Raw genomic sequence first — 15,298 nt, forward strand, 5'->3', positions numbered from 1 at the left:
ATTAGGTTTGTTCTCTTATTAGGATAATAAATCATGCTGTTGCGATGTTTGTTACTACTGTGTGTCAGTCAAATGGCTTATGGGTACGATAGAGTTACCGGCGCGCCTTTTGCGAGTCGTTCAGAAGTTATTGCTCAACATGGTATGGCCGCAACAAGCCAACCGCTTGCAACCCAAGTAGCTCTTGACGTGCTTAAACGCGGCGGAAGCGCCGTAGATGCTGCCATTGCTGCAAACGCTATGCTGGGGCTTGTTGAACCCACAGGAGCAGGTGTGGGCGGCGATCTATTCGCGATGGTATGGGATGCTAAAGAAAATAAGTTAATAGGGTTGAACGCATCGGGTCGTTCTCCAAAGCTACTGACTAAACAAGTATTTAACGATAGAGGTTTAGCTCAAATACCTAAATTCGGCCCACTTCCTGTGTCTGTGCCTGGTGCAGTAGATGGCTGGTTTATGCTACATGAAAAGTTTGGCAAATTACCTATGACGGCTTTGCTTACGCCGGCCATTGAATATGCCAAGAACGGCTTTCCTGTTTCTGAATTGGTTGCTTATTATTTAGCAATGAACAATGACAGAATTGGTCATTACGATGGTTTTGCAGAAACGTTTCTTATCAACGGAAAAGTCCCAAAAAAAGGGGATGTATTTAAGAACCCTGGTCTTGCGGTAACCTATGAAAAAATTGCAACCGGTGGGCGAGATGCTTTTTATAAGGGAGACATTGCGCAAAATATTGATGCCTATATGAAATCCCAAGGTGGCTATCTTTCTTATGCCGATTTAGCATCGCATACGTCAGAGTGGGTAGAGCCGGTATCGGCGAATTATCGTGGCTACGATGTATGGGAACTTCCCCCTAATGGACAGGGCATTGCGGCATTACAAATACTCAATGTATTAGAGCGCTATGACATTGAAGGCATGGGCTTCAATTCTGCCGAGTATATCCATACCTTCGTAGAGGCCAAAAAGTTAGCGTTTGAAGATCGCGCAAAATTTTATGCTGATCCCGCATTTAATGACATTCCCGTTGAGTGGTTAATTTCCAAAGATTACGCCACTAAACGCCAGCAACTTATAAATAACGATAAAGCCGCAGAGCGTGTAGATGCTGGTATTTACGATGGTGATACAGTTTATTTAACGGTGGCCGATAAAGACGGTAATATGGTATCGCTCATTCAAAGTAATTATCGCGGTATGGGATCAGGTATGACACCACCAGGGCTTGGTTTTGTGCTACAAAATCGCGGTGAAATGTTTACCCTAGAAGAAGGGCATTTCAACGAACTTAAGCCTGAAAAGCGCCCATTTCATACAATTATCCCAGCATTTGTTACTCGTAATGGTGCGCCGTTTTTAAGCTTTGGCGTTATGGGCGGAGGCACACAGCCTCAAATGCATGCGCAAATTATCGTGAACATGCTCGATTTTGGTATGAATTTACAAGAAGCTGGGGATGCGCCGCGTATTTTACATAGTGGTTCTAGTACCCCAACGGGTAAGTTGATGCGTGATGGCGGTTATATCAGCCTTGAATCTGGCTTCGATGAAACAGTGCAGCGAGAGTTAATGGAGCGGGGTCACACATTGCAGCGTGTTGTTGGCGCTTTTGGGGGCTATCAAGCCATAATGTGGGACGATAAGCGAAACGTTTACTTTGGGGCTTCTGAAAGCCGAAAAGATGGACAAGCAGCGGGTTATTAATACACACTTGTTTCATTGTTCGCCATGGTTAAATAACAATAAGAGTGCCCATGACACAACCACAAAAAGGGATTTGCGCAGAACCTAATTTACATGCGCAATATTTACTGCTTAACGTTATTGATGACGATTGTGAGGCGGTAAGGGCGAAGCTTGCCCGGGTGTTGGATATATTCGAACACTTTGAGTCTGAGCACTATGAAGCTATGGTGACCGGCGTTGTGGCGATTGGAACCGGTTATTGGACTGAAGTGTACCCAGGGTTAATTCCAGTAGAACTGATGCCTTTCCCTGATATGCAGTGTGAAGACAGAAGTGCGCCTACTATGCCCTGTGATTTGTTTATTCAAATTAGGGCTGATCGTTTAGATATTTGTCACGCCATCGGTATCGAAGTGATGGATTTACTTCGATTACACGTAGAAATGGTAGAACAAATTCGTGGTTTCCGTTACCTCGATGGTCGCGACCTTACTGGTTACTTGTATGCCGCTGACAACCCGCGTGGAATGAAGCGCAGAGAGGTTGCCATCGTAAACGAAAACGATCCTGATTTTAGCGGTGGAAGTTATCTTCATGTACAGCGCTACAAGCATGACTTACGCCGTTGGCACAGCCTCTCATCACGGCAGCAAGAACAAGTGATGGGGACAACTCAGCAGCATAACTTAGTCAGTGCAGAACAATCTGAATCTTCTCATAGCGTGCGCGCCAACATTATTACCACTGAAAGTGGTAAAGCTGGGCTGATAAAACAAGGTATGCCTTATGGCGATATGGTGTCGCAAGGGCTACTGTTTGTAAGTTGTTCGGCCAGTGCTAGACCCTTTAAAGCTATGCTTCATAGCCAAATATATGGCAATGGTGACGGAGATTACGACCGGTGGTTAGATTTCACCAACGCGGAAACTGGTGCTGCCTTTTTTGCGCCATCCGTTACCTTTATTCGCGAGCAGGCGAAAAATTCAGAATCTGAATAATGTTGGTGAGGCGTTACTGAATATTTAACGCGCCATCCCAGTCATCTGGCAGCAGCATGTTTTGATATATACGACACACATCGATGTGGTGCTTTGCCAAGGAGTCTTGAGGAAAAATGGCTAACGCCGCTTCAAAGTGCGCGATGGCCAAATCCCACTCTTTATCTATTCGACAAGCTAAGCCGGCGGCAATTTTAGATTGAACCGAAAACCGTTCTTCTTGCTGTTCATGCGGTAAATGGCTAAGCACCTCATAAATTTGGATGGGGGCTTTGCGTCCTTTTACCCGAACCCAGTCAAGAAGCCGTGTTTTAATAGGAAACTTGTCTCCCATTCCTTCAAGTACTTGGGCACTGACAATAATGTCAGCACCGTATTTTGGCGCTAGTGCTTCTAAACGACAGGCAATATTAACGCTGTCGCCAATAACCGTGGTATCCATCCTATCGTCGGAACCTACCGTTCCCATTACCACAGGCCCATAGTGTATTCCCACGCCTACATTAATGGGGACAAAGCCCTTTCGCTTACGACGAATATTATAAAAATCAAGGGTTTTGCGTAATTCCATCGCAGCGTTAATCGCGTCAATTGCTTTGTCTTGCGGGGTACCACCAGGGTGATCAAACAGTGCCATCATTGCATCGCCGATAAACTTATCGATAAACCCGCCGTTCTCGTGAATAGGTTTATTCATACGTAAGAAATACGAGTTGAGAAACCCCATGAGTTCCTGAGGGCGCATTTTTTCTGATAAGCCGGTAAACCCACGGATGTCGCAAAAAAGAATTGCCACATCTTGCTCATCGGCATAACCAAGCTCAATATGGCCTGAGCCGGTTTTTGTAATATGGTCGATAAACTGTTGGGGGACGAACTTTTGAAAGGCTTGAGATAACTTTAACGCTTCATCAGCAACGTGTTGATTATGCTGATTGGTTGAGGAGCCTGATTTTGACTTTGCTCTAATTCTTTGCCGGTAGACAAGTCTATTGAGTCTGTGCCGGCGATACTTCACCAGCACAGCGGTAACGACAACACTGTAAGCAAAAACTAAAAACAAGACACTTAGTAGTAACCAATCCGTTGTCGTCAAAATACCTATCCATTATTGTTATTTGAGCATTGCAAACACCTTGTCAGCTGCTTCTAAAGTTTTAGCAATGATATCCTTATCATGCGCTTTCGATACAAATCCAGCTTCGTATGAGGCAGGTGCCAAGTAAACACCTTGCTCCAACATGCCGTGGTAAAACTTGTTGAACTGTTCTGTGTTGCAGTTAATGGCCTGCTGATAATTAGTAACGCGCTCAATGTCGGTAAAGAATATCCCAAACATACTGCCGGCAACATTAGTACTTAGTTTAATGCCATGCTTATTGGCAAGGGCTTGCATACCATCAGCGAGTGCTTGGGTATTTTCAAAGATGCCTTCGTAAAGACCTTCTTCTTGAATTTGCTGCATGGCGGCCAAGCCTGCTGCCATCGCCACTGGGTTACCAGAAAGCGTACCAGCTTGGTAAACAGGACCTGTAGGGGCAATATGGGTAAGAATGTCTCTTCTACCACCAAAGCAACCTACCGGCATTCCGCCGCCAATCACTTTACCCAAGCAAGTTAAGTCGGGTGTTATGCCATAACGTTCTTGAGCTCCGCCGCGCGACACCCGAAAACCAGTCATCACTTCATCAAATATCAGAAGACTACCGTATTCGTCACACACTTCACGAAGACCTTCTAAAAAGCCTTCAACAGGTGGAATACAGTTCATATTACCAGCAACTGGCTCAACAATTATACAGGCAATGTCGTTTCCGTGAGCATTAAACACCTCTTTTACACTATCGATATTATTATATTCGACAGTAAGGGTGTGCTCGGCCACGTTAGCGGGTACCCCAGGAGAGCTCGGCACGCCCATGGTCAATGCCCCAGAACCTGCTTTTACTAGCAAAGAGTCTGCATGGCCGTGGTAACAGCCTTCAAATTTAACGATTTTATTGCGACCCGTGTAGCCGCGAGATAAGCGAATAGCCGACATGGTGGCTTCAGTTCCTGAATTTACCATGCGTACCATTTCCATCGACGGCACCAATTTACTGACCGTTTCAGCCATAATGATTTCAGCTTCGGTAGGCGCACCGAACGAAAGGCCGAATTCAGAGGCATCGATGACTGCTTGACGAATTTGTGGGTTGTTATGACCCAATACCATTGGGCCCCATGATTGCACGTAATCGATATACTGTTTACCGTCGGCGTCCCACATGTAAGGGCCATCAGCCTTGGTAATAAAGCGAGGTGTTCCGCCAACGGCTTTAAAGGCGCGAACGGGAGAATTAACACCGCCAGGAATTGTTTTTTGGGCGCGGGTAAAAAGGACTTCAGATTTTTGCATGTAATTCATTGCTCTTGTTGCTGAACCATACCACTTCACGTTCATATTTAGTCAATAACTCTTCAACGCCTAATGTAAGCGCAAATAGCGCCATGCGTACTAGAACACCGTTGTCAGTTTGTCTGAATATGGCAAGGTTTGGATTTAAATTTAGGTCGTTATCTAACTCGTTAGCCTCTATACGAGAATCCCGAGGAAGTGGATGCATAATGACGGTTTTAGACTGGAAATGGCGAGTATAAATAGAGTGGTTTAAACGAAATTTTCCACGGTATTTATTCGCTTCTTCTTGAGAAGGAAAGCGCTCTTCCTGAATGCGGGTTTGGTAACAAATGTCGGCATCCATACTGCCTTCAAGTGTTTCAGTGATATTAAGCTGATGCCCTGCATTTTCAATCGTATCTATAATTGGCTGTGGCATGGCTAACTCTTTGGGAGATATTAGCGTGAAGCGCACATTTTTAAATAAGCATAAAAGCCGAGATAACGAGTGTACGGTTCTGCCGTAACGAAGGTCGCCAATCATGGCGATATGCAATCCGTCAATACCATGCCCATGATATTCCAATTCACGTTTGATAGTGAATAAGTCGAGTAAGGCTTGAGTAGGGTGCTCATTAGCGCCGTCACCACCGTTAATCACTGGCACACGACTGCCTTCTGCAAACTCGGCTACCGATCCGGCAGCAGGGTGGCGCATGGCAATAATGTCTGAGTAGCCGCTTAGTACACGGGCAGTATCGTAAAGAGATTCGCCTTTAGCTAAGGCTGAACTGGCCATGCCGGTGGTTTCTCGCACTTCGCCACCTAAAAGGTTAAATGCGGTGCCGAAACTGACGCGAGTACGGGTGCTAGGTTCGAAAAATAAATTACCAAGAATGGCGCCTTCAAGCACAGTGGTGCGCTTTTGGCGTTTCGCATAAGGCTGCATAGAATCTGCAACTGAGAATACTTTCTCAATAGCCTCACGATCGAATTGATTAACCGAAAGAATGTGGTTACCGGTAAAGTCAGACATATGTCACTCAATCATCAACGAAAACGGCTGTAGTGTATAACAAACGAGAAAATAAGTAATCCTTCGTCGCCGCCTTGAGGGGGAGTTATTCGTCTTTATTTGAACAATACGTATTAAATAGCAGCAAGGTTTTCTCGACAGCAATTTCTACATGAGCGCTAATTGCTTTATCAGGCATTACCTCTTGAACCCCGCACAGCAATTTGTTGTGGAACTCACTTTGTAGCAATGAACAATAGTCTATGGCCAACTGCACGCTGTTAGCTTTCGTTAGCGCGCCTTTACCATAAAAGAAAAACATTTCAGAGAAGGCTTCTATCGATGCACCAGGCCCAGCATCATAAAATAGTTTTGCTACATGAGGGGTGCTTTGCGCTTCACCAATGACCAGCCTGAAAACAGCAACCGCCTCTGGGTCTTGTATCAACCTGATGAACTGCGAACCTACCTGCTTTAAATAATGGTTTAGCGGAAGGTTAGCATTAGTGCCCTGCATCAATTGATTGGTATCGAGTTGGTAAGACTGACACTTCTTTGTAATTGCGGCCTTAAACAAGGCATCTTTATTGTCGAAATGAGAGTAAACCGTTTGTTTTGATACTCCCGATGCCTTAGCAATATTGTCCATCGAGGTATTAGCAAAACCATTTTCGATAAATAAACACGACGCTGAATGAAGGATAAGGTTATGTTTTTCTTCGCTTTTTGGGCGGCCTTGTCGTTTGTTTTTTTGTTCAGGCAATGGGATCTCACTTAAATTTAAATATCATACTAGACGGTCTAGTATTTATAATCTAGCATAGTAAAAATAGTATACCAAATATGCCTAGGCTAATAAGCCTGCAGAAGCAAGGAAAATGAAATGACAATCGAGTCTACTGAACAAGGAAAAGGAGCATCGACAGCATTGTATGCTGCTATCACTATCTTCGTTGTTGGATTAACGCTTCTGCTGTTTGCTGCTGGGCTTAATGGTGCCACACAAACACTTACCGATCATCCACCTACCGCGGTTTCCACCAAACGGGTTACGCTGCAAAGCGGTTTTGAAATGCCGGTAAAAATTTATGGATTAATTGAATCTCCCAAAGCGGCTGATGTTTCTTTTGATACCAGTGGCCAAGTTATGGCAATTTTTGCTGATGAAGGGGATATGGTTCAAAAAGGTGATGTACTAGCCAAGCTAGACAATGACAGACTGTCTGCGCGCCTTGTTGAATTATACGCAACACTAGAACGTACCCGTGCAGATTTAACGTTGGCAGAGCTAAGCGAAAAACGGGTAACTGTGCTGGTGGAGAAAAAACTAGAATCGTCGCAACGTTTAGATGAAGTTAAAGCTAATACCGCCGTAGCCAGTGCGCAGGTAAAAGAAATTGAAGCAAGTATTGAAAGTCTAGATGTAGAGCAAACTAAAACAAAATTGCTCGCGCCTTTCTCTGGCACAATTAGCGCGCGTTACTTTGATGAAGGTAGTGTTGTTGCAGCAGGGGCTGCTTTGTTAAGTCTTACCAGCGATGCTCCCTTACAAGCTCGCTTTGCGGTGCCAGCAGATATGGTCTCTCTATTTCGAGTAGGTGAAAAGGTAGCCCTTGATGTTGATGCGTTAAATATTGAAGCAACGGTGAGCCAGCTTTCCCCTGTGCGCAATAGACAAACCCGTACTGTTGATATCCTCGTAAATCTATCGAGTAATGCTGGACTAAGACCTGGCGATCTTGCCACCTTGTTGGGACAACGTCACGGCGATAGCATCGGCAGTTGGATACCTGCTAGTGCTCTTAGCAACGGTTTACGGGGTCTATGGCGAGTCTTTGTAGTGAAAGAACAAAAGGGACTTACCCTTGAAAGCAGAACCGTTGAAGTTATTTATACCAACGGTGAGCGTGCCTTTGTACGCGGTGCCTTAAGTGATGGCGACCGCTTAGTAATAGGTGGTACGCATAAGTTGTCGCCAGGGCAATCGGTTAAATTAAGTGAGGGGAATTTGAATAGCGCCGAGGGAGCAACGCGATGAACCCCATGCTATTTGATACTGATAAAAAATACCCATGGTATACGTTGTTCTACAGACGACCTCACTTACTCGTTTTAAGCTTAGTGATACTACTCGTCGCAGGCATGTCTGCGCTAGGTAACTTACCGCGCTTAGAAGACCCTAGAATTGATACCCGAAATGCGCTTGTTATCACGTCCTACCCAGGAGCTTCGGCTGAACGGGTGGAAGCCTTAGTCAGTGATGTAATAGAAGATAAGCTACGCGAAATCTTTGAAATAAAGGAAGTTAAATCTACCTCACGAGCTGGTATTTCAGTCATTACTATTGAGACCCAAGATTGGATTGATAGTAGCAGCAACGAACAGTTATTCAGTGAGATACGAGATGCGATAGGCGAAGCATCAGCAGGCTTCCCTGAAGGCGTGGGTTCGCCTATTTTTGATGAAAAGCGTGGTGCCACTGCATTTACCTTATTATTGGCATTAAAAGCGTCACACCCTGATACCACATCACTTACCCTTACGGGGCGATTAGCGGAAGAGCTGACTGATAGACTTCGTAATGTACATGGCACTGAGTTAGTGCGTATTTATGGTGCTCCCGAAGAAGAAATTAGCGTAAGTATCTCCCCAGATAAACTTGCGGCCACCGGTCTAAACCTTGGGCAAGTAAGCAATATTATTAGCAACGCCGATCCTAAACTTCCTGCAGGTGTACTTGACACTGAAAGTACAAATCTACGCTTCACTGTAGCGAAAGGATTAGACGGAGTGGCCATGGTGTCTGCTATTCCACTCGTTAATCAAGAGGGTCGTTATTTACGGGTAGAAGACATTGCAAAGGTTTCCCGCGGCTATGTAACACCGCGTTCTGACATTGGTGTGCTTGATGGAGAAGAAGTTATCTTCGTTGCAGCCCGAATGCAAACCTCACTACGCGCCGATGTGTGGACTAACGATGCGCTAAGCGTGGTGGATAGCTTTAATCAGGAATTCAAAGGCACGGTTACAGCTGATATCGCCTTTGAGCAAAATAAATATACTGGCAATCGCTTAGCCGAACTATCGGGTAACCTATTGATGGGCTGTGCGGTAGTCATGTTAGTTATTTTACTCTTTATGGGGTTTAAAGCGTCATGGATTGTGGGGTTAGCGCTTCCTTTGTGTGCATCTTTTGCGCTGTTCTCTCTTAACTTTTATAACGAACAAATTCACCAAATGTCCATTTTTGGCATGATTATCGCCATTGGTCTGCTAATTGACAACGCCATTGTTATTACTGATGAAATTCGGATTAATTTACAAGACCCATCTGCTACTCGCGTTGGGGCGATGGCCAAAAGTGTTTCTCACCTTTTTGCGCCTTTACTCGCCTCTACACTCACCACCATATTAGGCTTCATGCCTATTTTTCTGCTAAACGGTAACATCGGTGATTTTGTTGGGCCTATTGCTATAAGCGTGGTGATGGCATTAATCGGCTCGTTGTTTATATCCCTAACCGTAATAGCGGCATTAGCGGCTCGCTTTCTTCCTAAAGGTGAACAAGCTGAGAATGTCGCTAATAAGCATTGGTGGCAAGTAGGGTTACAAGCCCCTAAATTAAGCCAAGCGTTTCGCGTACATTTAGCTGCGTGGATTGCACGACCCATTTTAGTATTACCGCTAGTGCTTGTTTTTTGTATCTCTGGTTTTGTACTTTCAGGCACCCTGGCTAACGTATTTTTCCCTAGTGCAGATAGAGATCAGTTCGAAGTTTACATGTGGACTAAAGAGGGAAGTAGCATAGATAACACCCTCACCTACACCCACAAAGTCGACAGTGTCATTCGCGAAAGTGAAGGGGTGAAGCAAGTGACATGGTTAGTAGGAGGCTCTGCCCCTTCGGTGTATTACAACCAAGTCATGACACGTGATAACTTGCCCAACTTCTCAAATGCGGTAGTTACGACCCATACCGTAGAAGAGGCCGCTAGGCTCATTAGCCGTTTACAACATCATCTTGATGATACCTTCCCCGAAGTTCAAATTGTAGTTCGCGCATTCGGACAAGGTCCGCCTATTGCAGCGCCGGTAGAAGTAGAAATCTTTGGGCCTGATTTAGACATATTGAATGAATTGGGTCAGCAGGTTCGATTTTTAATGTCATCAGTGCCTGGTATTTCCCAATCAACTGCTAGTATCACCATGGGGGAACCGGAACTTAATGTGGATGCTTCAAGTGATACATTGTCGTACCTTGGCTTAAGCCTTTCCGATCTAGCCAGTCAGATGCAAATTAACTTTTCAGGGCTTGCTGGTGGTTCAGTTTTGGAAAGTACGGAAGAAATTCCTGTGCGGGTGAGATTATCAGATAGCTTCAGGCATGATGTCGCGGGCATAAACGCCATGCCTATTCCGGTGACTGGGGATAGTTCAGTCAATAGCGCTATAAATTGGTCGTCGTTAGGTGCGGTAGCATCGTTAACACTCGCACCGTCTATCAGCAGTATTACCCGCCAAGATGGTGAGCGGGTCAATCGTATTCAGGCTTACTTATTGCCGAATGTCCCTCCTGTTGATGCCAGTAATACTTTAAGACAGAAGCTAAACGAAAGCTTAGCCTTACCAGAAGGGTATCGTATTCACCTTGCAGGGGATGCCGATGAACAACAACGGGCTATGGGGCAGTTAGGAACTTATGCGCCGGTTCTCCTTGTGCTGATGCTGACTACCTTAATTCTGACTTTTACGAGTTTACGTATGGCTGGAGTGATTGTATTGGTAGCCATACTATCTGTCGGGCTTGGCATGTTTAGCTTATGGTTATCAGGTTTACCGATAGGCTTTAACCCCTTATTAGGATCTGCAGGACTAATTGGGGTTGCGATAAATGGCTCCATCGTGGTTATTGCGGCGATAAATGCAAACTCAGAGGCTAAACATGGAAATATTGCTGCTATCGTACAAGAAACGATGGGCTGCAGCAGGCACATTCTTTCCACCACCTTTACGACCGTAGGTGGGTTAATCCCGCTATTACTATTCAGCGAAGGCAGCTTCTGGCCGCCTCTTGCTGTCGTGCTGGCCGGTGGCGTAGGCTTTTCTGTCATATTGTCGTTAGTGTTTACACCCACCTTGGTGGCAGCATTTCAGCGATACCGCTATCGACATCTGGCCTAACAACACGAGTTATAAACAGGTAAACTGTATTTATTATTAATCTGTTTGCCTGTTTATGCGTAAAGATCAGAATAAACGAAATGCGCCAACACGCCATTTTAGCTGGTGGAAGACAGACTGCGCCGTCTGCCAGCGAATTCGACTTTATGTGCTGTGGGCCTTAATTATGTTGGTTGTGTACCTGTATGTCTGGCAATAACCCTGAACCTATTCTTATTCGAGCCGCGTCAAAAAGTAATGGTATAACCAGTATTGTTATTGGTTGCGCTGGGTTAGTTTTTGCTGCGCTTTGGTTTGTATTGCTCCCTGATTGGCTATTTCTAGCGGGTATTCTGATCACCAGTGCGGCATTAGTTACCTTGCTGGTGGGCTACTTTAAAATTCGAGAGCCTGAATTCAGCCTAGAAATGACCACGGACGTTATCACCTATCGTCATCGTTTAGGCAGCTGGCAGATACATTGGGAAAACCTACAACGGGCAGACTGCCCTAGAGTACGACAAGGTTTGGATCATGTAGGGCTTGAAACCGTAGGCTTCAAGTTAAAAGACTATACCGAGTTTCTAACCAGTATATCGCCACGTTTAGCCACCCATTTGTTGATGGAGCAGCGGCCTTTGTTGCTGCATAATACGAATGAAGGCTGTGCCACGGGAAGTTGCTACGAAGAGTCTATGTTCGATGATAATCATTTTACGTTAAACAATGGCACTGTACTCACCGGGGTAAAAGCCATGTTGGCCAATCGTATGGCAGAGCTTCGCAAGCGCCTTGGTTATGACGTGTTTATTGCCACCTCTGATATAGACAGAACTCCAGAAGAGTTTGCTGCGCTTATCTCTCAATGCCAAGCCGCCCGTAGAACCAATAACGCTGAATAACGCTAGTTGGGCTAGCCAGTACGTGTCTGTCCTTCTGAACAGACTCGCTCAATTTCATCGAGTAACAACGGCATATGTTCAGCCACTAAAAAATGTTGCCCTAATTTAAGGGCGCTTTCGAGTTCATCTGCCAAGCTTTGCAGTCGCGGCGCACCTATGTAACAGCAGGCCCCATGTAATTTGTGAATTTCGAGCTTAAGTTCTGCGTAATCTTTTTCATTCCACAGTGCTTTTAAAGTCGTCAGCATGTCTGGCGCCATGGTAATAAAGTCTTCAAGTAGCTCTTTGGCTGCTTCATGGTTTTGATGTGCGCGCTTTAACGCAAGCTGCCAGTCTAAGGAAGGTAGTAATATGTGCCCCGGCTCAGTGTTATGGCACCAAGAACGTATAAGGTCTACCAGCAACCCAATCTCAATGGGTTTGGGCAAATAGTCGTCCATACCCGAAGCCAGCAACCTTTCCTGCTCTTCTTTAAAGGCATGGGCGGTTACTGCAATAATAGGCGTACCCATATTCAGTGTGGTTTTTCTGATTGCTCGCGACGCTTGAAGCCCATCCATGATGGGCATTTGAACATCCATTAATATCAAGTCAAACTCTTGGGTTTGGCACTGATTAACCGCGTCTTCGCCACTTGTTGTAGTGACCAATGATATCGGTGAGTTATCAAGCCAGGTATGCAGTAGCTTGAGGTTCATATCCATATCATCCACGGCTAAAATTCTTGCCCGTGGAAGTGAGTTCAATTTATCTTGAAGTGGGTTTCGTGGTACTGCTTTCTTATTGTTTACTAAACCATCAAGCTTACTTAGTGTCATCGGCATGCGTATTTGAGTATGAAAGTGCTGAGACAAACTCGGGTATTGGGTAAAAGGCTCAGGGCCTGAATACCAAAGCACGCGTTTGGTCGCATTAAACTGTACAAAGCGGCTTAAAAACTCATCCCGCTTGTCCATTTTTGATACCGGCACTGTTGCCATAAAGAAGTCAGTGGAAGATGACTGTAGTGACAGTCTAGAAAGATAGTCAACTGACTCGACAGTGGTAACTTTAGCACCCAGTTGCTTCAACATAGAGGCACTGGCACGGCGTGTTGCAGGTATGGGGTCGAAGATAACTACATGTTTTCCAAGCCACTCGGTATCAGCACTCAATGCATATTTCTGGCTTAAGTGATTGGTTCTTAGGGTAACCACAAAGGTAGAACCTTGCCTTGGCGTACTTTTGAGGGTTAAGTCGCCACGCATGAGTCGCACTAGCTCACGACTAATAACCAAGCCTAATCCGGTACCTTGATAATTGCGGTTTATCGAGTCATCTACTTGGGAAAACGCATTGAAGAGTTTCTTTCTGTCCTGTCGATTTATGCCTATACCCGTATCTTCAACAATGATTTCAATCTCATGAATCCCGTGCAAAAGCGGGCGGCCTTTGACCGCAAGGGTAATAGTACCGGAAGGGGTGAATTTTAGGGCGTTGCTAAGCAGGTTATTCAAAATTTGCTTTATTCTGAAAACATCACCGATTAATTTTTCTGGTAAAGGCGACAGGTCGAAAACAAATTCTAACTTTTTGCTATGGGAAGACTTCGCCATAATCGTCACCATTTCTTCCAATAAAGTATTGGGTGAAAATGGCTGGTTGTTAATTTGTAGCTTACCCGCTTCAATCTTAGAGAAGTCTAATACATCGTTGACTATTGTCAGCAAGTTATCAGCGGCAGTATTGATAATTCGCACTTGTTCTTGTTGATCAGATGGTAAAGAAGCATGGGTCAGTTCTCGGCTAAACCCTAGAATACCGTTAAGAGGCGTACGTATCTCATGGCTCATATTGGCAAGAAATTGCGATTTCACATTACTGGCCTTAATGGCATCTTTACGGGCAATATCTAAGCGCGCATTTTGCTCTTCAATGAGCTCCATATTGTTGCGTAAATCATCGGTAGCTTGCTCAACTTCGTGTTCAAGTTGGCTTCTGCTTTTTTCCATTAGCGCGAATGAAAACAGCCCAGATTCTAAAAATACGCCCACTTGGAAACAGTAAGTGGTGAAGTCGTTTGAGGGGAGTATCCCAACTAGACTTAGCATGCCAATAATGGCCCCTGTTGCCAGCATTCCCCATGCAAATATAAAGTATCGAGCAGGTTGGAAGCGGTTAACAAAGGCCTCGATACCGGCAAAAATATAACTACAAATAGCGATAAGGCCTACGCCGTAAACTAAGTTGTTCTTCCAAATTGAGGGAAGTAAACCCAGGAAACAAATTACCCCAATAGCTATTTGCACTGCCAATAACAGCACAATGACGGGGTGTGCGGACTTGGCATTCTTCTTGGTCTCTAGAAAGCTCACGGTAAACAAACCGGACGAAATACCTATGATCACAAAAATCAGTTCGGTGTGACCAACAAGCCAATAGGGTATCCCTCCTGAAAACAGCAGGTGGATATGGCCGCCCCAAATAAATTGCCAAAGAATAACCGCGAATATGTAGCCGACATAAGCAATCAGGCTGCGCTCGTGAACCCCGAAATACAGCACAAGGTTATAAATGGCCAGTATTAGCAAGCCGCCGTAAAATAGGCCCCACATCAGGCTGTCCATTTGGAACGAACTGCTGTGAACAGACTCAGGTTGCACTCTTAGTGGTGTAATAAGGCTTGATGATTGACTCTCAACACGTATAAAAAGATCGACCCGTTCGGCGTTGGCTAGCGTTACCCGTAATGTGGGTATGCGAAAAATTTGTTCTTTTTGAGATTTACCCTGATGGCTTTGTTGCAATACTTCGCCATTTTTAACCAAGTAGAAGTCGACTTTGTCGAGTTGGCTAAAATTGATAGAAAATACCCAGTTCTCTTGGTTTGACACGTTGGAAAATGAAGTTAACAACCACATTCCTTTGTCTCTAAAGCCGAAGTTAGGGTTGCTATAAGGATGCATGCGAAAGTCGCTGCGTCTTCTACTCACATCATTTATTGTGAGTGGTAGATTGGTTTCGTATAAATAGTACAGGGAGTCGGAGAGGTCTAAAGAAGCATCTTCATCGAAAAGTTGCTCAATGTGCTGGGCGTGACTTGGTTGAGGGGCGATAAGCCAAAGTAGTGCGCACAGCAGTGTAAAAATTCGAAACAAATACATCCTGA

At 45.0% G+C, this 15,298-nt stretch carries 10 protein-coding genes; 5 read left to right on the forward strand and 5 right to left on the reverse strand.

The features are described from left to right. Positions 1–33 precede the first annotated feature (33 nt). Together ggt and AVL57_RS01930 are read left to right on the forward strand one after the other, a co-directional pair. Complete coding sequence (gene ggt / locus AVL57_RS01925) at positions 34–1,713, forward strand: gamma-glutamyltransferase (RefSeq protein WP_057794422.1); 1,680 nt, start codon at positions 34–36, stop codon at positions 1,711–1,713. A 50-nt stretch (positions 1,714–1,763) separates the two neighbouring features. After that, positions 1,764–2,693 (forward strand): Dyp-type peroxidase, encoded by a 930-nt coding sequence (locus AVL57_RS01930; protein WP_057794420.1) that lies wholly within the window; start codon positions 1,764–1,766, stop codon positions 2,691–2,693. A gap of 13 nt (positions 2,694–2,706) precedes the next feature. On the opposite strand, the gene AVL57_RS01935 is transcribed toward AVL57_RS01930, so the two are convergent. The 4 genes from AVL57_RS01935 to AVL57_RS01950 all read right to left on the reverse strand — a co-directional run bounded on the left by AVL57_RS01935 (position 2,707) and on the right by AVL57_RS01950 (position 6,851). Then, a complete protein-coding gene (locus tag AVL57_RS01935) occupies positions 2,707–3,789 on the reverse strand; it encodes an adenylate/guanylate cyclase domain-containing protein (protein ID WP_057794418.1) in 1,083 nt (360 codons plus the stop codon). 18 nt (positions 3,790–3,807) lie between these two features. Next, positions 3,808–5,091, reverse strand: coding sequence for a glutamate-1-semialdehyde 2,1-aminomutase (hemL, locus tag AVL57_RS01940; protein ID WP_057794416.1), 1,284 nt, complete (start codon positions 5,089–5,091; stop codon positions 3,808–3,810). After that, complete coding sequence (locus tag AVL57_RS01945; RefSeq protein ID WP_057794414.1) at positions 5,078–6,109, reverse strand: aspartate carbamoyltransferase; 1,032 nt, start codon at positions 6,107–6,109, stop codon at positions 5,078–5,080. The genes hemL and AVL57_RS01945 overlap by 14 nt, the downstream gene beginning before the upstream one ends. 85 nt (positions 6,110–6,194) lie before the next feature. Continuing rightward, positions 6,195–6,851, reverse strand: a complete 657-nt coding sequence (locus AVL57_RS01950) for a TetR/AcrR family transcriptional regulator (RefSeq protein WP_057794412.1) — start codon at positions 6,849–6,851, stop codon at positions 6,195–6,197. A gap of 120 nt (positions 6,852–6,971) precedes the next feature. Here AVL57_RS01950 and AVL57_RS01955 point away from each other — a divergent pair, with 120 nt between their 5' ends. The 3 genes from AVL57_RS01955 to AVL57_RS01965 all read left to right on the forward strand — a co-directional run bounded on the left by AVL57_RS01955 (position 6,972) and on the right by AVL57_RS01965 (position 12,150). Next, the gene (locus AVL57_RS01955; protein WP_057794410.1) at positions 6,972–8,126 is read left to right on the forward strand and encodes an efflux RND transporter periplasmic adaptor subunit; all 1,155 of its coding nucleotides are present in this window, start codon (positions 6,972–6,974) and stop codon (positions 8,124–8,126) included. Next, a complete protein-coding gene (locus AVL57_RS01960) occupies positions 8,123–11,269 on the forward strand; it encodes an efflux RND transporter permease subunit (RefSeq protein ID WP_057794408.1) in 3,147 nt (1,048 codons plus the stop codon). The genes AVL57_RS01955 and AVL57_RS01960 overlap by 4 nt, the downstream gene beginning before the upstream one ends. A 185-nt stretch (positions 11,270–11,454) precedes the next feature. After that, positions 11,455–12,150, forward strand: coding sequence for a DUF2982 domain-containing protein (locus AVL57_RS01965; protein WP_057794406.1), 696 nt, complete (start codon positions 11,455–11,457; stop codon positions 12,148–12,150). An 11-nt stretch (positions 12,151–12,161) separates the two neighbouring features. Here AVL57_RS01965 and AVL57_RS01970 read toward each other — a convergent pair whose 3' ends face one another. Then, positions 12,162–15,293: a hybrid sensor histidine kinase/response regulator gene (locus tag AVL57_RS01970; RefSeq protein WP_057794405.1), complete on the reverse strand. Its 3,132-nt coding sequence runs from the start codon at positions 15,291–15,293 to the stop codon at positions 12,162–12,164. Positions 15,294–15,298: the final 5 nt, after the last annotated feature.

Origin of the sequence: Alteromonas stellipolaris (assembly GCF_001562115.1) — a bacterium.
Lineage (GTDB): Bacteria > Pseudomonadota > Gammaproteobacteria > Enterobacterales > Alteromonadaceae > Alteromonas > Alteromonas stellipolaris.

Bases quoted from the DNA above. Each gene is read 5' to 3' on its own strand.
- AVL57_RS01930 (WP_057794420.1), top strand. From the start codon at position 1,764: ATGACACAACCACAAAAAGGGATTTGCGCAGAACCTAATTTACATGCG.
- hemL (WP_057794416.1), bottom strand. From the start codon at position 5,091: ATGCAAAAATCTGAAGTCCTTTTTACCCGCGCCCAAAAAACAATTCCT.
- AVL57_RS01960 (WP_057794408.1), top strand. From the start codon at position 8,123: ATGAACCCCATGCTATTTGATACTGATAAAAAATACCCATGGTATACG.
- AVL57_RS01970 (WP_057794405.1), bottom strand. From the start codon at position 15,293: ATGTATTTGTTTCGAATTTTTACACTGCTGTGCGCACTACTTTGGCTT.
- AVL57_RS01955 (WP_057794410.1), top strand. From the start codon at position 6,972: ATGACAATCGAGTCTACTGAACAAGGAAAAGGAGCATCGACAGCATTG.
- AVL57_RS01965 (WP_057794406.1), top strand. From the start codon at position 11,455: ATGTCTGGCAATAACCCTGAACCTATTCTTATTCGAGCCGCGTCAAAA.
- ggt (WP_057794422.1), top strand. From the start codon at position 34: ATGCTGTTGCGATGTTTGTTACTACTGTGTGTCAGTCAAATGGCTTAT.
- AVL57_RS01945 (WP_057794414.1), bottom strand. From the start codon at position 6,109: ATGTCTGACTTTACCGGTAACCACATTCTTTCGGTTAATCAATTCGAT.